Below are 18,813 nucleotides of genomic sequence, written 5' to 3'. Positions count from 1 at the left end.
TTGAGAGCGCGATTTCGATAAACTGGGCGCATGGGCGAACTTGACGAGGCGATGTGCGAGGCGATTGCGCTGGGAGAGCGCGCCGGGAAGCAGGGTGACGTGCCGGTCGGTGCCGTGGTGCTCGACGAGCGAGGCACGGTGATCGGCCGGGGGCGCAACCGTCGCGAGGCGGGGCACGATCCGTTGGCGCATGCCGAGATCGAGGCGATGCGTGAGGCCGCGCAGGCCCGCGGCGACTGGAATCTGGCCGACTGCACGCTGGTGGTGACATTAGAGCCATGCCCGATGTGCGCCGGGGCGTGCATCCAGACTCACATCGGACGCATCGTCTTCGGGGCCTGGGACGCGAAGCTGGGGGCGTGCGGTTCGATTTGGGACATTCCCCGCGATCCGCATGTCGGGCATGTGCCGCAGGTCGTCGGCGGCGTTCGCGAAGCGGCCTGCGCCCGTCTGCTCACCGGCTTCTTTGCCTCACGACGATAATTGCAGGACCGGTATGCGGGTTATTTCTTTCCTTGCGCAAGAAACACGCGATACCGTGGCAATAAATTACGTTTCGCCTACCATCGAGACCGTCATACATCAGACGCTCGGCGACGAAGGGAGCCTCGCAACGAAGCCGACTTATGAATACGTGCAACTGTTTTCCGGCCAGTCCTCCGACGGGTCGCCGCGACTGCGGCAATCGCAGGTGAGACGGCCGCGTCCGTTCGGCAGGGCGACGCATACAATACGCAGTATGGAACAGAAAGACGTCCTTAAGGCATTGCAGCGTGACCACGCGGCCGAGCTGAAGCTCGCCGCCAAGCGTTTGAAAGGCACCGCGCGTCACACTGAGATCATTCCCTCTCGCACACTGTCTGAGCTGACCGGGCATGAGATTCTGCTCAAGCCGGAGAACCTGCAGGTGACCGGTTCGTTCAAGATTCGTGGCGCGTACAACAAGATCGCGTCGCTTTCCGAGGAGCAGATCGCCCGCGGCATCGTCACCGCGTCCGCCGGCAACCATGCGCAGGGCGTCGCGTATGCGGCGCGCGAGCGTCATGCCAAGGCGACGATCTGCATGCCGCAGATTACGCCCCCGCTGAAAGTGGACGCCACCAAGGCGTACGGCGCCGATGTGGTGCTGTACGGCGACGTGTTCGACGAGGCGGCCGCCCATGCCGCCGAACTGGCCTCCACGCAAGGCATGATCTATGTGCCGCCCTTTGACGATTACGAGGTCATCTGCGGTCAGGGCACCATTGGCCTGGAGATTCTGGAGGATGTGCCGAACGTCACCGACGTGGTGGTGCCGTTGGGCGGCGGTGGCCTGGGCGCCGGCGTGGCGCTCGCCATCAAGACGTTCAAGCCCGAGGTTCGCGTGATTGGTGCGATCCCCGAAGGCAGCCCGGCATGGAAGAACTCGTTCGCCGCCGGACGGGTGACCGAGGCCGATCAGGTCGTCACGTCCGCCGAGGGCGTTGCGGTCAAGCACCCCGGCGACCTGCCGTTCGCCCTGCTCAACGAGTTCATGGACGATCTGGTCACCGTCACCGAACGCGATATCAACGAGATGATCCTGCTGATGCTGGAGAAGCACAAGCTGGTCATCGAGGCTGCGGGCGCGGTATCTCTGGCGGCTTTGGAACACCTGAACCTGCGTTCGCGCAAGTTCGCCTCCGCGACCGGCCCGCACGTGGTCGTGCCGATCATGTCGGGCGGCAACATCGATACGGTGACGATGGGTGCGGTGATTCAGAAGGGTATGATCGCCCGCGGCCGCATCATGAACTTCGAGGTGGAGCTGCCTGACACCCCTGGACAGCTGGTCAAGGTGGCACAGCTGCTTGCTCGTGAACGTGCGAACGTTATCGCTCTGGATCACGACCAGTTCAAGGCGTCCGGCCACTATACGAATGCGGTTTCACTCGGTGTGACCGTCGAGACCAATGGTCCGGATCACATCGACCATATTCTCATGGCGCTGAAGGAGGCAGGCTTCCAGCCCAAGCGCATTTACTGACGCCGTGGGTTTCCGCCGGCTTTCGCAGATGCGAAATGAAGCGGTGCGGCTTTGACGCCGATGACATGCGGGGGTGCCCGGACCATCTCGTCCGGGCACCCCCGCTGCGTATAAGCCGGCCGTCATGGCTGGCCGTTGCATAGCCGTGCCGCTACTGCGCCGTTACTGTGCCGCAGAGATGGTCTCGTCCACCAGCTTCGGCAGCGCAACTGCGATGTCGTCGCGAATCAGACGCGACGCGAGACGGTCGCATTGCGTGCGCCCCATGTTCATGATGGTGATCGGCACTCCCGCCTGTGCGGCCACGGGCACGATGCTCGCCGCCGGATATACTTCCAGCGTCGAGCCGATGACCCACAGCTCGTCCGCGCGCGAGGCCAGCTTATAGGATTTCTCCATTGCGCCGTCCGGCAGGGCCTCTCCGAAATAGACGACATCGGTTTTGATCAGGCCGTTGCAGGGCATACCGCCACTATAGGGAAGCGTGCGGTGGCAATGCGGGTCGGGCTCTTCGTCCAGGCGGGCCATGATGTCGGCGGTGTCGTATTTCGCATGGCATTTCATACAGTGTGAGGTGCCGATGGTGCCGTGCAGGTTGACGATGACGTCCGGGCTGTTGCCCGCCTTCTCGTGCAGCGCGTCGAAGTTCTGCGTGGCGAGCAGCGTGAGCATGCCGGCTTTCTCCAGTTTGACCAGTGCTTTGTGCGCGGCTCCGGGCTGCGCGTTCCATACCGGTGATTCCTTCTGCCAGCGCCAGGAGTATTCGCGCTTCTCCTTATCGGACAGGAAGGAGTCGATGTCATAGACGCTCATCTGCTCGGGGTGTTTGGTCCAGACGCCATCCGGGCCGCGGAAGTCGGGGATGCCCGCCGACGTGGAGATGCCGGCGCCCGTCAATACTGCGATGTGTTTCATGGTTACAGGCTTACCACAGGAATGTGTCTGCCTTCCGGCGGTGAACGGTGGGTGAATGGCCGCCGTCCGTGTGGGGAACATTGCACAACACGCCGTACAAGGACGGTTTTCCTAACGATTTGGAAACGAAAGACGGTCTGAAGTTGCTATTGAAGGCGTATTTTGACGATTTTCGACACGCCGATGGAATGTTGTTGTTTCAACGGTTTTGGGTGTCTTGGGGCATGTCGATTTGCGTTGGTCGGCCAACTCGTGTAAGTTATCTACTCGCTGCCGGTTAGCGATGGACTTCTTCACTGGGGTTGCTGAGCTGGCCGAGTGGTGGTGGTTTGAGAACTCAAGAGTGTGTTTGTACTACTTTTTTGGTTGATTTTATGCCAGTCCGGTTCCCGCCTGCGGGTGTTTGCCTGTGGGTGCGCGAGGGCGCTTGATGGGGGCCGGGGTTTTTCGTGCGGACTTCTTTTCCTTATTAAGAAGTCGCGTCAATTTTTGGGGTCATTCAATGGTTCCTTTTGCAATTTTTTTTGTGGAGGGTTCGATTCTGGCTCAGGATGAACGCTGGCGGCGTGCTTAACACATGCAAGTCGAACGGGATCCATCGGGCTTTGCTTGGTGGTGAGAGTGGCGAACGGGTGAGTAATGCGTGACCGACCTGCCCCATGCTCCGGAATAGCTCCTGGAAACGGGTGGTAATGCCGGATGTTCCACATGATCGCATGTGATTGTGGGAAAGATTCTATCGGCGTGGGATGGGGTCGCGTCCTATCAGCTTGTTGGTGAGGTAACGGCTCACCAAGGCTTCGACGGGTAGCCGGCCTGAGAGGGCGACCGGCCACATTGGGACTGAGATACGGCCCAGACTCCTACGGGAGGCAGCAGTGGGGAATATTGCACAATGGGCGCAAGCCTGATGCAGCGACGCCGCGTGAGGGATGGAGGCCTTCGGGTTGTAAACCTCTTTTGTTTGGGAGCAAGCCTTCGGGTGAGTGTACCTTTCGAATAAGCGCCGGCTAACTACGTGCCAGCAGCCGCGGTAATACGTAGGGCGCAAGCGTTATCCGGATTTATTGGGCGTAAAGGGCTCGTAGGCGGCTCGTCGCGTCCGGTGTGAAAGTCCATCGCTTAACGGTGGATCTGCGCCGGGTACGGGCGGGCTGGAGTGCGGTAGGGGAGACTGGAATTCCCGGTGTAACGGTGGAATGTGTAGATATCGGGAAGAACACCGATGGCGAAGGCAGGTCTCTGGGCCGTCACTGACGCTGAGGAGCGAAAGCGTGGGGAGCGAACAGGATTAGATACCCTGGTAGTCCACGCCGTAAACGGTGGACGCTGGATGTGGGGCACGTTCCACGTGTTCCGTGTCGGAGCTAACGCGTTAAGCGTCCCGCCTGGGGAGTACGGCCGCAAGGCTAAAACTCAAAGAAATTGACGGGGGCCCGCACAAGCGGCGGAGCATGCGGATTAATTCGATGCAACGCGAAGAACCTTACCTGGGCTTGACATGTTCCCGACGACGCCAGAGATGGCGTTTCCCTTCGGGGCGGGTTCACAGGTGGTGCATGGTCGTCGTCAGCTCGTGTCGTGAGATGTTGGGTTAAGTCCCGCAACGAGCGCAACCCTCGCCCCGTGTTGCCAGCACGTTATGGTGGGAACTCACGGGGGACCGCCGGGGTTAACTCGGAGGAAGGTGGGGATGACGTCAGATCATCATGCCCCTTACGTCCAGGGCTTCACGCATGCTACAATGGCCGGTACAGCGGGATGCGACATGGCGACATGGAGCGGATCCCTGAAAACCGGTCTCAGTTCGGATCGGAGCCTGCAACCCGGCTCCGTGAAGGCGGAGTCGCTAGTAATCGCGGATCAGCAACGCCGCGGTGAATGCGTTCCCGGGCCTTGTACACACCGCCCGTCAAGTCATGAAAGTGGGCAGCACCCGAAGCCGGTGGCCTAACCCCTTGTGGGATGGAGCCGTCTAAGGTGAGGCTCGTGATTGGGACTAAGTCGTAACAAGGTAGCCGTACCGGAAGGTGCGGCTGGATCACCTCCTTTCTACGGAGATTTCAGGCCACTGTCTGGTGGCCGGTGTGTGCCCCCTTGCCCCGGATGTGCCGGGTGCGCGGGGGTTGCTGGTGTGGAAGAGTGGAGTCGGCCTTCGGGCGTGCCGGTCGTGCGGTGCGTCCAGGAGTGGTGCGGGCATGCTTTTGGGTTCCCGGACCGCCACCCCGCGCCGTTTGGCGTGGCTGGTGTTCCGTGCCCCGTGCCGGTCGCCCGTCCCCTGGTGGGGTGGGTGGGCTCGCGTGCGGGTGCGTGGTGGTTTGAGAACTGGATAGTGGACGCGAGCAGGGGACGCCCTTTTCGGGGGTGTCTTCTGCTGTTGATTTCGCCGGACTCTTCGGAGTCTGGTGTTTGATCGTTTTGTGTGTGATCATTTGTGTGATGATTTGTGTTGCCAGCGGAGTTTTTGCCGTGGGCTTGCGGTTTCCCGCCGTTCCCGGATGGGTCGTGCGGGTTGCTTGCAAGGGCGTATGGTGGATGCCTTGGCAGACAGTACCGATGAAGGACGTTTGAGGCTGCGATATGCCTCGGGGAGCCGCCAGCAGGGCTTTGATCCGAGGATTTCCGAATGGGGGAACCCGCCGGCCGTCATGGGCCGGCACCGCGTTCGCGCGGGGGGTACGCAGGGAAGTGAAACATCTCAGTACCTGCAGGAAAGGATGTTCCGTGAGTAGTGGCGAGCGAAAGCGGATCAGGCCAAACCGCGCGCGTGTGACAGGCGCCAGCCGTTGCGCGCGTGGTGTTGAGGGAGCGTGTGTCCGGGTCCTGGCGGGCCCGGCCGGAGTGATAAAACGGCGTGTGAGGCGAACCGGATTGAATGCCGGGCCGCAGAGGGTGATGGCCCCGTAGCCGAACGCGCGTCGTCTCCGGATCGTGTCTCCCAAGTAGCGCGGGACTCGTGGAATCCCGTGTGAATCCGCCCCGACCGTGGGGTAAGCCTAGATATACCTGTCTGACCGATAGCGAACTAGTACCGTGAGGGAAAGGTGAAAAGCACCCCGGGAGGGGAGTGAAACAGTCTCTGAAACCGTGCGCTTACAAACCGTCGGAGCCTTTCGGGGTGACGGCGTGCCTATCGAAAAATGAGTCTGCGAGTCAGTGGCACGTGGCGAGCGTAACCCGTGTGGGGTACGCGTAGCGAAGGCGAGTCTCAAAAGGCGTTTGAGTCGCGTGTCCTGGACCCGAAGCGGGATGATCTAGCCCTGAGCAGGTTGAAGCGCGGGTAAGACCGCGTGGAGGACCGAACCCACCTGGGTTGAAAACCGGGGGGATGACTTGGGGTTAGGGGTGAAAGGCCAATCAAATTCCGTGATAGCTGGTTCTCTCCGAAATGCATTTAGGTGCAGCGTCGGGGATTACGTCCGGGGGGTAGAGCTACTGGATGCTTGAGGGCCCGTATCGGGTACCGACAGCAGCCAAACTCCGAATACCCGTGACGCGTATCCCGGCAGTGAGTCGGCGGGGGATAAGCTCCGTCGTCGAAAGGGAGACAGCCCAGATCGTCGTCTAAGGTCCCCAAGCGCGTGCTAAGTGGGAAAGGATGTGGAGTCGCATAGACAGCCAGGAGGTTGGCTCAGAAGCAGCCACCCTTGAAAGAGTGCGTAACAGCTCACTGGTCTAGTGGTTCCGCGCCGACAATGTAGCGGGGCTCAAGCACGCCACCGAAGACGCGGCAGCGTCCGTTTGGATGCTGGGTAGGAGAGCGTCCCCATCGGGGCGAAGCGGCGGCGCAAGCCTGCCGTGGACCGTTGGGGAGTGAGAATGCAGACATGAGTAGCGAGAGGCGGGTGCGAATCCCGCCCGCTGGATGACCAAGGGTTCCGGGGCCACGTTCGTCGTCCCCGGGTGAGTCGGGTCCTAAGGCGAGGCCGACAGGCGTAGTCGAATGGATGAACGGGCTGATATTCCCGTACCGGCAGCGAACCGAAACAACCGAGGCCTGGGGCGCTAACCTCCGGGTCCGTGCCGTCTCCCCTTTCGGGGGGTCGCGGCGCGGGCGCGTTGGGATCCCCCCTCGTAGTAGGTCAGCGCAGGAGTGACGCATCAGGGCAGCCGGCCGCGGAGGTGGTTTTCCGTGGTCAAGCGTTCGAGCCCGTCCCGCAGGCAAATCCGCGGGGCGTCGGGGCGAGGCGTGATGATGGGGGCCTTACGGCCCGAATCCGGTGATCCGTGGTGCCGAGAAAAGCTTCGGCGTCAGGCGCGTTGCCGCCCGTACCCCAAACCGACACTGGTGGTCAGGTAGAGAATACCAAAGCGATCGAGCGAATCCTGGTCAAGGAACTCGGCAAATTGCTCCCGTGCCTTCGGCATAAGGGAGACCCCCTGCGGTGATGAGCGGCGGGGGGTGGCACAGGCCAGGGGGTAGCGACTGTTTACCAAAAACACAGGAGCGTGCGAAGGCGCAAGCCGCTGTATACGCTCTGACGCCTGCCCGGTGCCGGAAGGTTAAGAGGATCCGTCAGCTTTCTGCGAAGCGGTGAATTCAAGCCCCGGTAAACGGCGGTGGTAACTATAACCATCCTAAGGTAGCGAAATTCCTTGTCGGGTAAGTTCCGACCTGCACGAATGGCGTAACGACTTCCCCACTGTCTCGACCAGGAGCTCGGCGAAATTGCAGTACGAGTAAAGATGCTCGTTAAGCGCAGAAGGACGAAAAGACCCCGGGACCTTTACTATACCTTGGTATTGGCATTAGGCGCGGATTGTGTAGCATAGGCGGGAGGCTTCGAGGCGGGTGCGCCAGCATCCGCGGAGCCGCAAGGTGAAATACCGCTCTGTTCTCGTTTGATGTCTAACCTCGAACAGTCATCCTGTTCAGGGACAGTGCCTGGCGGGTAGTTCAACTGGGGCGGTTGCCTCCCAAAGAGTAACGGAGGCGCTCAAAGGTCCGCTCGGCCCGGTTGGCAATCGGGTGTCGAGTGTAATCGCACAAGCGGGCTTGACTGCGAGATCGACGGATCGAGCAGGGACGAAAGTCGGAGATAGTGATCCGGTGCCGGCGCACGGGCGCGGCATCGCTCAACGGATAAAAGGTACCCCGGGGATAACAGGCTGATCATTCCCAAGAGTCCATATCGACGGGATGGTTTGGCACCTCGATGTCGGCTCGTCGCATCCTGGGGCTGGAGCAGGTCCCAAGGGTTCGGCTGTTCGCCGATCAAAGCGGCACGCGAGCTGGGTTCAGAACGTCGTGAGACAGTTTGGTCTCTATCCTCTGCGCTCGTTGGAATCTTGAGGAGGCCTGCCCATAGTACGAGAGGACCTGGGTGGACGAACCTCTGGTATGCCGGTCGTCACGCCAGTGGCGCGGCCGGTTGGCTACGTTCGGAAGGGATAACCGCTGAAAGCATCTAAGCGGGAAGCCTTCTCCAAGATAAGGATTCCATGCGGCCCCGAGCCGCTGAAGACCCCATGCAGAACACGTGGTCGATAGGCCGGACGTGGAAGCCCCGCGAGGGGTGGAGCCGACCGGTACTAATGGTCGAGAGGCAACCCACATCCACACGCCCGGGAGGCGTGTGGCGCAGGACCCGGCAGGGCCCCGCGAAGGCGCACAGGGAGCACGGTCCTCACACGCGCACGATCAGTCAACAGCAACCGCGTCCATTGTCCGGTCCCCGAACCGCCACACGCCGGCGGGAAACCCCTGTTTCCCGGCCGATAACCCAAGATTTGCGGCGGCCATGGCCCAGGAGAGACGCCCGGTCCCATTCCGAACCCGGAAGCTAAGACCTGGCACGGCGATGGTACTGCACCCGACAGGGTGTGGGAGAGTAGCACGCCGCCGCACCACACGACAAGGACCCCCGGACGAGGCCAACAACCCCCGGGGGCCCACCCATACCCAAACACAACAACCAACAGGCATGAGGTCAACGCACCTCATCCGCTTCACAGGGGCTACCGTCAGCGAGGACGGAAGCCGATGGAGTCGTACTGTACTCAATGTAATGGCTGCAACGCATAAGCCAAAGAGAACATAATGTCCGTTATCGGCATTATGCATCATCGTCCATGTATTTCACTGTGCGTATCGTCACTGCGCGTATCGTCGTCCAATCGCTGTCGCCTGTATCCAGGCGCGACCGGATCGGATGCTCTCATGCACGGAACGGATTATCCGAATACCTCACAGGCGGCGACCAGCCGCAGTGTCTCCATGTCGATGAGATCACGTCCGTAGGCATCCAGAAGGCGGTCGCCGTATGCATCGGTATGCAAATTGAACCATAGCGTCCACAAAGCCCAGTACACATCCACATGTCTGTCGCCGACTCCGGCGCAATCCAAATCAACGAAACCGCTGAACCGCCAATCGTCAAGTATGACATTCGGCAGGCAATAATCACCATGCAGCAACGTATCGTGACGCAATTCGTCGCCATGCTGCCGCACCAGGCGATATATCGATTCGGTGTCGGCGTTCCCGTAGACCCGCGTGAAGAAGGAACGGTCCGCACATCCCTGCGCATGATTCCGCTCTACTGCCGCCAGATAGTCTTTCGTACGGTTCGACACAGGGCATCCGGTTGGATCTTGCTCATGCAGCATACGCAGCCGTCGTCCCAGGACGGCGGCCAAACGTTCGGGCTCCCTCACGTAAAGAGACGCGGTGCAGTCGTCACCTGGCAGACATGCCGTCGCCAACCAGTCATTGTTGTCATGGTCCTGACCATAATGCAGCACCGCGGCAGCCAGTCCTTTGTCATGAAAATACCGCGTCATTGCCGCCTCGTTCCGCAGTGCGCCGTGACGGGCCTTCTTGATATAGCATCCCTGGCCGATGTCGGAATAATATACGGTTGCTTCGGCGGACGAGCTGCTGTCGAATACATGCCCAGGGCGTAGATACCTGCGCAGCGGTTCGGGAAATTCCGCCATGTCGCCGTTCCACGGAATGTGCTGCATTTCATCCTCCCGGTGTCATTGCACCTCAGTGCCATTGCACATAGTGTCGTCGCGGCGCGGTGTCGCGTCATGCCGTTATCTCGACGGTATTGCATCATCGTGACGAACTGGTGAGCCGCCGCATGCCCGGTATCCTGCGGTCGCCGGGAAGGCGTTACGTCTCCCGATTCGTCGTGGATGGCTTCGATAGGTGCCGTGAATCGGTGCCGGACCTTGGTGAACATGGTCTGAATAGTTTGCGACACGCCCGAGAACAATGAAATATGAGTTTTTTCCGCCCTGCAAGGAGGGGTATTCTGGTCATAGGGTGTGTTTGAAGGCCATTTTCGACACGCCGATGGAATGTTGTTGTTTCAACGGTTTTGGGTGTCTTGGGGCATGTCGATTTGCGTTGGTCGGCCAACTCGTGTAAGTTATCTACTCGCTGCCGGTTAGCGATGGACTTCTTCACTGGGGTTGCTGAGCTGGCCGAGTGGTGGTGGTTTGAGAACTCAAGAGTGTGTTTGTACTACTTTTTTGGTTGATTTTATGCCAGTCCGGTTCCCGCCTGCGGGTGTTTGCCTGTGGGTGCGCGAGGGCGCTTGATGGGGGCCGGGGTTTTTCGTGCGGACTTCTTTTCCTTATTAAGAAGTCGCGTCAATTTTTGGGGTCATTCAATGGTTCCTTTTGCAATTTTTTTTGTGGAGGGTTCGATTCTGGCTCAGGATGAACGCTGGCGGCGTGCTTAACACATGCAAGTCGAACGGGATCCATCGGGCTTTGCTTGGTGGTGAGAGTGGCGAACGGGTGAGTAATGCGTGACCGACCTGCCCCATGCTCCGGAATAGCTCCTGGAAACGGGTGGTAATGCCGGATGTTCCACATGATCGCATGTGATTGTGGGAAAGATTCTATCGGCGTGGGATGGGGTCGCGTCCTATCAGCTTGTTGGTGAGGTAACGGCTCACCAAGGCTTCGACGGGTAGCCGGCCTGAGAGGGCGACCGGCCACATTGGGACTGAGATACGGCCCAGACTCCTACGGGAGGCAGCAGTGGGGAATATTGCACAATGGGCGCAAGCCTGATGCAGCGACGCCGCGTGAGGGATGGAGGCCTTCGGGTTGTAAACCTCTTTTGTTTGGGAGCAAGCCTTCGGGTGAGTGTACCTTTCGAATAAGCGCCGGCTAACTACGTGCCAGCAGCCGCGGTAATACGTAGGGCGCAAGCGTTATCCGGATTTATTGGGCGTAAAGGGCTCGTAGGCGGCTCGTCGCGTCCGGTGTGAAAGTCCATCGCTTAACGGTGGATCTGCGCCGGGTACGGGCGGGCTGGAGTGCGGTAGGGGAGACTGGAATTCCCGGTGTAACGGTGGAATGTGTAGATATCGGGAAGAACACCGATGGCGAAGGCAGGTCTCTGGGCCGTCACTGACGCTGAGGAGCGAAAGCGTGGGGAGCGAACAGGATTAGATACCCTGGTAGTCCACGCCGTAAACGGTGGACGCTGGATGTGGGGCACGTTCCACGTGTTCCGTGTCGGAGCTAACGCGTTAAGCGTCCCGCCTGGGGAGTACGGCCGCAAGGCTAAAACTCAAAGAAATTGACGGGGGCCCGCACAAGCGGCGGAGCATGCGGATTAATTCGATGCAACGCGAAGAACCTTACCTGGGCTTGACATGTTCCCGACGACGCCAGAGATGGCGTTTCCCTTCGGGGCGGGTTCACAGGTGGTGCATGGTCGTCGTCAGCTCGTGTCGTGAGATGTTGGGTTAAGTCCCGCAACGAGCGCAACCCTCGCCCCGTGTTGCCAGCACGTTATGGTGGGAACTCACGGGGGACCGCCGGGGTTAACTCGGAGGAAGGTGGGGATGACGTCAGATCATCATGCCCCTTACGTCCAGGGCTTCACGCATGCTACAATGGCCGGTACAGCGGGATGCGACATGGCGACATGGAGCGGATCCCTGAAAACCGGTCTCAGTTCGGATCGGAGCCTGCAACCCGGCTCCGTGAAGGCGGAGTCGCTAGTAATCGCGGATCAGCAACGCCGCGGTGAATGCGTTCCCGGGCCTTGTACACACCGCCCGTCAAGTCATGAAAGTGGGCAGCACCCGAAGCCGGTGGCCTAACCCCTTGTGGGATGGAGCCGTCTAAGGTGAGGCTCGTGATTGGGACTAAGTCGTAACAAGGTAGCCGTACCGGAAGGTGCGGCTGGATCACCTCCTTTCTACGGAGATTTCAGGCCACTGTCTGGTGGCCGGTGTGTGCCCCCTTGCCCCGGATGTGCCGGGTGCGCGGGGGTTGCTGGTGTGGAAGAGTGGAGTCGGCCTTCGGGCGTGCCGGTCGTGCGGTGCGTCCAGGAGTGGTGCGGGCATGCTTTTGGGTTCCCGGACCGCCACCCCGCGCCGTTTGGCGTGGCTGGTGTTCCGTGCCCCGTGCCGGTCGCCCGTCCCCTGGTGGGGTGGGTGGGCTCGCGTGCGGGTGCGTGGTGGTTTGAGAACTGGATAGTGGACGCGAGCAGGGGACGCCCTTTTCGGGGGTGTCTTCTGCTGTTGATTTCGCCGGACTCTTCGGAGTCTGGTGTTTGATCGTTTTGTGTGTGATCATTTGTGTGATGATTTGTGTTGCCAGCGGAGTTTTTGCCGTGGGCTTGCGGTTTCCCGCCGTTCCCGGATGGGTCGTGCGGGTTGCTTGCAAGGGCGTATGGTGGATGCCTTGGCAGACAGTACCGATGAAGGACGTTTGAGGCTGCGATATGCCTCGGGGAGCCGCCAGCAGGGCTTTGATCCGAGGATTTCCGAATGGGGGAACCCGCCGGCCGTCATGGGCCGGCACCGCGTTCGCGCGGGGGGTACGCAGGGAAGTGAAACATCTCAGTACCTGCAGGAAAGGATGTTCCGTGAGTAGTGGCGAGCGAAAGCGGATCAGGCCAAACCGCGCGCGTGTGACAGGCGCCAGCCGTTGCGCGCGTGGTGTTGAGGGAGCGTGTGTCCGGGTCCTGGCGGGCCCGGCCGGAGTGATAAAACGGCGTGTGAGGCGAACCGGATTGAATGCCGGGCCGCAGAGGGTGATGGCCCCGTAGCCGAACGCGCGTCGTCTCCGGATCGTGTCTCCCAAGTAGCGCGGGACTCGTGGAATCCCGTGTGAATCCGCCCCGACCGTGGGGTAAGCCTAGATATACCTGTCTGACCGATAGCGAACTAGTACCGTGAGGGAAAGGTGAAAAGCACCCCGGGAGGGGAGTGAAACAGTCTCTGAAACCGTGCGCTTACAAACCGTCGGAGCCTTTCGGGGTGACGGCGTGCCTATCGAAAAATGAGTCTGCGAGTCAGTGGCACGTGGCGAGCGTAACCCGTGTGGGGTACGCGTAGCGAAGGCGAGTCTCAAAAGGCGTTTGAGTCGCGTGTCCTGGACCCGAAGCGGGATGATCTAGCCCTGAGCAGGTTGAAGCGCGGGTAAGACCGCGTGGAGGACCGAACCCACCTGGGTTGAAAACCGGGGGGATGACTTGGGGTTAGGGGTGAAAGGCCAATCAAATTCCGTGATAGCTGGTTCTCTCCGAAATGCATTTAGGTGCAGCGTCGGGGATTACGTCCGGGGGGTAGAGCTACTGGATGCTTGAGGGCCCGTATCGGGTACCGACAGCAGCCAAACTCCGAATACCCGTGACGCGTATCCCGGCAGTGAGTCGGCGGGGGATAAGCTCCGTCGTCGAAAGGGAGACAGCCCAGATCGTCGTCTAAGGTCCCCAAGCGCGTGCTAAGTGGGAAAGGATGTGGAGTCGCATAGACAGCCAGGAGGTTGGCTCAGAAGCAGCCACCCTTGAAAGAGTGCGTAACAGCTCACTGGTCTAGTGGTTCCGCGCCGACAATGTAGCGGGGCTCAAGCACGCCACCGAAGACGCGGCAGCGTCCGTTTGGATGCTGGGTAGGAGAGCGTCCCCATCGGGGCGAAGCGGCGGCGCAAGCCTGCCGTGGACCGTTGGGGAGTGAGAATGCAGACATGAGTAGCGAGAGGCGGGTGCGAATCCCGCCCGCTGGATGACCAAGGGTTCCGGGGCCACGTTCGTCGTCCCCGGGTGAGTCGGGTCCTAAGGCGAGGCCGACAGGCGTAGTCGAATGGATGAACGGGCTGATATTCCCGTACCGGCAGCGAACCGAAACAACCGAGGCCTGGGGCGCTAACCTCCGGGTCCGTGCCGTCTCCCCTTTCGGGGGGTCGCGGCGCGGGCGCGTTGGGATCCCCCCTCGTAGTAGGTCAGCGCAGGAGTGACGCATCAGGGCAGCCGGCCGCGGAGGTGGTTTTCCGTGGTCAAGCGTTCGAGCCCGTCCCGCAGGCAAATCCGCGGGGCGTCGGGGCGAGGCGTGATGATGGGGGCCTTACGGCCCGAATCCGGTGATCCGTGGTGCCGAGAAAAGCTTCGGCGTCAGGCGCGTTGCCGCCCGTACCCCAAACCGACACTGGTGGTCAGGTAGAGAATACCAAAGCGATCGAGCGAATCCTGGTCAAGGAACTCGGCAAATTGCTCCCGTGCCTTCGGCATAAGGGAGACCCCCTGCGGTGATGAGCGGCGGGGGGTGGCACAGGCCAGGGGGTAGCGACTGTTTACCAAAAACACAGGAGCGTGCGAAGGCGCAAGCCGCTGTATACGCTCTGACGCCTGCCCGGTGCCGGAAGGTTAAGAGGATCCGTCAGCTTTCTGCGAAGCGGTGAATTCAAGCCCCGGTAAACGGCGGTGGTAACTATAACCATCCTAAGGTAGCGAAATTCCTTGTCGGGTAAGTTCCGACCTGCACGAATGGCGTAACGACTTCCCCACTGTCTCGACCAGGAGCTCGGCGAAATTGCAGTACGAGTAAAGATGCTCGTTAAGCGCAGAAGGACGAAAAGACCCCGGGACCTTTACTATACCTTGGTATTGGCATTAGGCGCGGATTGTGTAGCATAGGCGGGAGGCTTCGAGGCGGGTGCGCCAGCATCCGCGGAGCCGCAAGGTGAAATACCGCTCTGTTCTCGTTTGATGTCTAACCTCGAACAGTCATCCTGTTCAGGGACAGTGCCTGGCGGGTAGTTCAACTGGGGCGGTTGCCTCCCAAAGAGTAACGGAGGCGCTCAAAGGTCCGCTCGGCCCGGTTGGCAATCGGGTGTCGAGTGTAATCGCACAAGCGGGCTTGACTGCGAGATCGACGGATCGAGCAGGGACGAAAGTCGGAGATAGTGATCCGGTGCCGGCGCACGGGCGCGGCATCGCTCAACGGATAAAAGGTACCCCGGGGATAACAGGCTGATCATTCCCAAGAGTCCATATCGACGGGATGGTTTGGCACCTCGATGTCGGCTCGTCGCATCCTGGGGCTGGAGCAGGTCCCAAGGGTTCGGCTGTTCGCCGATCAAAGCGGCACGCGAGCTGGGTTCAGAACGTCGTGAGACAGTTTGGTCTCTATCCTCTGCGCTCGTTGGAATCTTGAGGAGGCCTGCCCATAGTACGAGAGGACCTGGGTGGACGAACCTCTGGTATGCCGGTCGTCACGCCAGTGGCGCGGCCGGTTGGCTACGTTCGGAAGGGATAACCGCTGAAAGCATCTAAGCGGGAAGCCTTCTCCAAGATAAGGATTCCATGCGGCCCCGAGCCGCTGAAGACCCCATGCAGAACACGTGGTCGATAGGCCGGACGTGGAAGCCCCGCGAGGGGTGGAGCCGACCGGTACTAATGGTCGAGAGGCAACCCACATCCACACGCCCGGGAGGCGTGTGGCGCAGGACCCGGCAGGGCCCCGCGAAGGCGCACAGGGAGCACGGTCCTCACACGCGCACGATCAGTCAACAGCAACCGCGTCCATTGTCCGGTCCCCGAACCGCCACACGCCGGCGGGAAACCCCTGTTTCCCGGCCGATAACCCAAGATTTGCGGCGGCCATGGCCCAGGAGAGACGCCCGGTCCCATTCCGAACCCGGAAGCTAAGACCTGGCACGGCGATGGTACTGCACCCGACAGGGTGTGGGAGAGTAGCACGCCGCCGCACCACACGACAAGGACCCCCGGACGAGGCCAACAACCCCCGGGGGCCCACCCATACCCAAACACAACAACAGCCGTTGCAACAGAAGAATCCCTGTCCTAGACTGTGGTGTTGCTATGCATTACTTCACTCCGAAACGCTGTTCCACCTCGAACAAGATCATGTACCATGACAAGGCCCAGGCGCAGCATGCCGCCGACCAGAGCCTTATCGAACGCGGAGCGGAGCTGTGGGTGTATCGGTGCGAATATTGCGGCACCTGGCATCTGACGCATCGTGATCCCGCTCATGAGCACACGTATGTCCCCCTGAACCAGCAGATAAAACCGCACAGCCGCAAGAAGGGCTACAAGCCGCGGTGGCGTTGATGCTCTTCTCCTGTCATTCGCCGAATAGGCGAATCCGCGAGGACCGAACAACACGAGTCAGATAACACAATGGGCGGTGGTCGGAACCCGATATCAGGTTCCGACCACCGCCCATTATCGTTTGGGGGTCATTTACCGTTCGAGACGGAATCCCTGCGATGTGGCGTTCGGTATCACCTGATGCGTGGCGTCCATGCGCTGGGCTGCAATCGAGGCGATCTGATCGCTGAATGCGTCAACGGGACGATCGGTGTTGCGCAGATCGTAGTACTCATGCACTGAAACGTCAAAGGCGCCGATACGCTCCTTGATGGATTCAGTGGCGTCAGCATCCGACGGATACACGTCATCGAAGAACTGCAGCTCGCGAGGCATGCGAGGCTTGAGCGCGGGAGCCTGATCGGGCTTGCCGATCGCCAATCCCAGCACAGGATACGTGTACTGGGGCAGGTGCAGCGCTTCGATCAGACCGGGAACATCATTGAGCAGGGAACCGAGGATGACGCATCCCAGGCCGAGCGAATAGGCGGCGGTCTCCATCGCATGCAAAGCCAGAACCGCATCGTTCTGGGCCTGAGAGAACCGGTAGCTACCGGCGAGACCGTAGGTGTCCGAATCCGTGGACACGCCCTTCGACTCGGCGATAATCGCATTGCGGTGCTCGTCCGCGACGAACACATACAGCAGCGGTGCTTCGGCGATATACGGCTGCCTGCCGATCTCGGACATGCGCTTCTTAAGCGCCGGATCCTTGACACGGACAGCCGACCAGTCGTTCAGATACTGGCTGGAAGCGGCGTGCTGGGCCACGGTCTCCAGCGTGGCGACGGTATCATCGTCGAAGGGCTCGGCAACGAATTTGCGGATGGACCTGCGATTGAGCAGCGTCTCGATAGTGCTGTTGGTAACCATGCTGTCATTGTCGCAAAGAGACGCCCCAAGAGCCACCCATTTGCGCTGACGGGGAACACGTCGGTAATGCTGGCGCCCCAAAACGTCTTTAAGTGCGCGCCGAAACGACGACCGTGCGCACTTAGGTACGCAAACAGGGTCATTTGCGTTCCTATGTTCGCGCACTTGTCGTTTCGGCGCGCACTTAAAGACGCAAAACGGGCTGATGCGCATAGAAGATGCACGGCGACAATGCGCTGGACGACGCCAAGCGATTATCAGTCGGATTGGCGACGGTGACGGCGAGCGACGAGGGCTTTGGAGCCGCGATCGGAGAGTTGCGAGACCGCGGCTCCCACGGCGGCGGACAATGCGGCGAACAGGATGCTCATGAACAGGCTCTCCTGCTGGTCCACGACTCCGTCCCCCAGCTCGCCCGTGCCATCGGATGGACGCTTGCGGGCGACGAACTTGTTCCACACCAGAGTGAACAGCTTGCCGGCCACGAATCCCGCGATGGACGGCAGCGCGAATTTGACGGCCTTATCGCCGAGGGAGTCGGGGTCGTTCAGACGCTGATTACGCATGGCATCCACTTTCTCGTTGATTCGGGCGAAGCCTTCGATGATCCGATCGGTGCTTGAACCGTCGAGCCCCGATCCGTCGTTGCCCGGTCCATCCTGAAATTCTGTCATGTCACCATTATTTTGCGAGGTGGAGACGCATCGCATATAGGCCTCGGCATGCGAATATGCTGCAGGTTGAGTACAGTACTGCATATGACTCAAACGACAGGTGGCAACGCGGCTACGGCAGGGCGACTGGTTCTGCTCCGACACGGGCAGACTGTGTGGAGTGAGTCCGGGCAGCATACCGGGCGCACCGATATTCCTCTTACCGCCGAAGGCGAGCGACAGGCCCGCGATGCCGGCACCCGGATTCAGACGGCGTTTCCGCAGGGATTCGGCGAGAACTGCGTGTACGCCAGCCCGCTGAAGAGGGCCCAGCAGACGGCAAGCCTCGCCGGGTTCGCTCCGCGTACGCTGCCGGCGCTCGCGGAATGGGATTACGGCCGGGCGGAGGGCCGTACCCGTCAGACCATCGCGCAATTGCACGGCGGCTCTTGGGAGCTATGGAATGATGGTCCCGATGCGCTGAGCCCCACAATGGAAGGCGACTGGACGGAGACGCTGCCGGACGGCGAGCAGGTTCCCGTGCATAACGGGCCGGGCGAGTCGCTGAGCGACGTCTATGACCGTGTGCAGCAGGCCATCGATCAGGCGGTGCCGCTGATGGAGAGCGGCCATTCCGTGCTGTTCGTCGCGCACGCGCATGTGCTGCGCATCCTTACGGCACGTTGGCTGGGGGTCGACCCGCATTTCGCGCGTCTGCTGCGTCTGGATACCGCTCATTATTCGATTCTGTCCGTATACAAGGGGGACCGTGTCATCGAGCGCTGGAACTGCTGACGTCCATGTACGTCGGTAAGAAACCCTCCGCCGGCGTCGACGCCGAAGGCAACATCACTCTGAGCTCCTCGAACACACCCGACGGCTCATACGCCGCCGGAGCCGAAGGCCTCACCGTCATCAACGGCAAACTGGCGTCACAAGTACAACGATGCGGGCAAGAACTGGCGGCACACCGGTGACGTGTGGCGGTACGGGTT

9 protein-coding genes and 6 rRNA genes are annotated in these 18,813 nt (G+C 60.7%); 11 read left to right on the top strand and 4 right to left on the bottom strand.

Translation table 11 applies throughout. The annotated features are described in order from the left end of the window. Positions 1-30: 30 nt before the first annotated feature. Together MMB49_RS09300 and ilvA are read left to right on the top strand one after the other, a co-directional pair. Complete coding sequence (locus MMB49_RS09300; RefSeq protein WP_003814970.1) at positions 31-483, top strand: nucleoside deaminase; 453 nt, start codon at positions 31-33, stop codon at positions 481-483. A 256-nt stretch (positions 484-739) separates the two neighbouring features. Next, the gene (gene ilvA, locus MMB49_RS09295; protein ID WP_003815866.1) at positions 740-2,005 is read left to right on the top strand and encodes a threonine ammonia-lyase; all 1,266 of its coding nucleotides are present in this window, start codon (positions 740-742) and stop codon (positions 2,003-2,005) included. 162 nt (positions 2,006-2,167) lie between these two features. Here ilvA and MMB49_RS09290 read toward each other — a convergent pair whose 3' ends face one another. Further along, on the bottom strand, positions 2,168-2,920 hold the full coding sequence (locus MMB49_RS09290) for a Sir2 family NAD-dependent protein deacetylase (protein WP_022173973.1): 753 nt from the start codon (positions 2,918-2,920) through the stop codon (positions 2,168-2,170). Positions 2,921-3,443: 523 nt separating this feature from the next. On the opposite strand from MMB49_RS09290, the gene MMB49_RS09285 reads away from it, so the two are divergent. The 3 genes from MMB49_RS09285 to rrf (MMB49_RS09275) all read left to right on the top strand — a co-directional run bounded on the left by MMB49_RS09285 (position 3,444) and on the right by rrf (MMB49_RS09275) (position 8,768). Then, positions 3,444-4,972, top strand: a 16S ribosomal RNA gene (locus MMB49_RS09285). 456 nt (positions 4,973-5,428) lie between these two features. Continuing rightward, positions 5,429-8,476 (top strand): 23S ribosomal RNA (locus tag MMB49_RS09280). Between the two features lie 175 nt (positions 8,477-8,651). After that, positions 8,652-8,768, top strand: a 5S ribosomal RNA gene (rrf, locus tag MMB49_RS09275). Between the two features lie 326 nt (positions 8,769-9,094). Here the strand turns inward: rrf (MMB49_RS09275) and MMB49_RS09270 are convergent. Beyond that, complete coding sequence (locus MMB49_RS09270; RefSeq protein ID WP_047297703.1) at positions 9,095-9,886, bottom strand: aminoglycoside 3'-phosphotransferase; 792 nt, start codon at positions 9,884-9,886, stop codon at positions 9,095-9,097. A 677-nt stretch (positions 9,887-10,563) separates the two neighbouring features. On the opposite strand from MMB49_RS09270, the gene MMB49_RS09265 reads away from it, so the two are divergent. The 4 genes from MMB49_RS09265 (at position 10,564) to MMB49_RS09250 (ending at position 16,253) form a co-directional block, all read left to right on the top strand. Further along, a 16S ribosomal RNA gene (locus tag MMB49_RS09265) occupies positions 10,564-12,092 on the top strand. Positions 12,093-12,548: 456 nt separating this feature from the next. Then, positions 12,549-15,596: ribosomal RNA gene (locus tag MMB49_RS09260) — 23S ribosomal RNA — on the top strand. A gap of 175 nt (positions 15,597-15,771) precedes the next feature. Next, a 5S ribosomal RNA gene (rrf, locus tag MMB49_RS09255) occupies positions 15,772-15,888 on the top strand. Together the 16S, 23S and 5S rRNA genes form the textbook arrangement of a ribosomal RNA operon. Positions 15,889-16,001: 113 nt before the next feature. Further along, positions 16,002-16,253 carry a hypothetical protein gene (locus tag MMB49_RS09250; RefSeq protein WP_003814027.1) on the top strand — a complete coding sequence of 84 codons (252 nt, stop codon included), beginning with the start codon at positions 16,002-16,004 and terminating at the stop codon, positions 16,251-16,253. Positions 16,254-16,385: 132 nt separating this feature from the next. Here the strand turns inward: MMB49_RS09250 and MMB49_RS09245 are convergent, their stop codons facing one another. Together MMB49_RS09245 and MMB49_RS09240 are read right to left on the bottom strand one after the other, a co-directional pair. Then, positions 16,386-17,165 (bottom strand): nitroreductase family protein, encoded by a 780-nt coding sequence (locus MMB49_RS09245; protein WP_047271118.1) that lies wholly within the window; start codon positions 17,163-17,165, stop codon positions 16,386-16,388. A gap of 257 nt (positions 17,166-17,422) precedes the next feature. Next, a complete protein-coding gene (locus MMB49_RS09240; protein ID WP_047271116.1) occupies positions 17,423-17,839 on the bottom strand; it encodes a DUF4235 domain-containing protein in 417 nt (138 codons plus the stop codon). An 84-nt stretch (positions 17,840-17,923) separates the two neighbouring features. Between MMB49_RS09240 and MMB49_RS09235 the strand changes: the two genes are divergently transcribed. Further along, the gene (locus MMB49_RS09235; RefSeq protein WP_003814034.1) at positions 17,924-18,613 is read left to right on the top strand and encodes a histidine phosphatase family protein; all 690 of its coding nucleotides are present in this window, start codon (positions 17,924-17,926) and stop codon (positions 18,611-18,613) included. Between the two features lie 5 nt (positions 18,614-18,618). Beyond that, complete coding sequence (locus MMB49_RS09230; RefSeq protein WP_013364032.1) at positions 18,619-18,795, top strand: hypothetical protein; 177 nt, start codon at positions 18,619-18,621, stop codon at positions 18,793-18,795. The last annotated feature ends 18 nt before the right edge of the window (positions 18,796-18,813 follow it).

The organism is Bifidobacterium sp. SKU, from assembly GCF_026016405.1.
GTDB lineage: Bacteria > Actinomycetota > Actinomycetes > Actinomycetales > Bifidobacteriaceae > Bifidobacterium > Bifidobacterium bifidum.
Note: the sequence above shows the minus strand (reverse complement) of the source record. Positions and strands in the feature narration are given on the sequence as shown.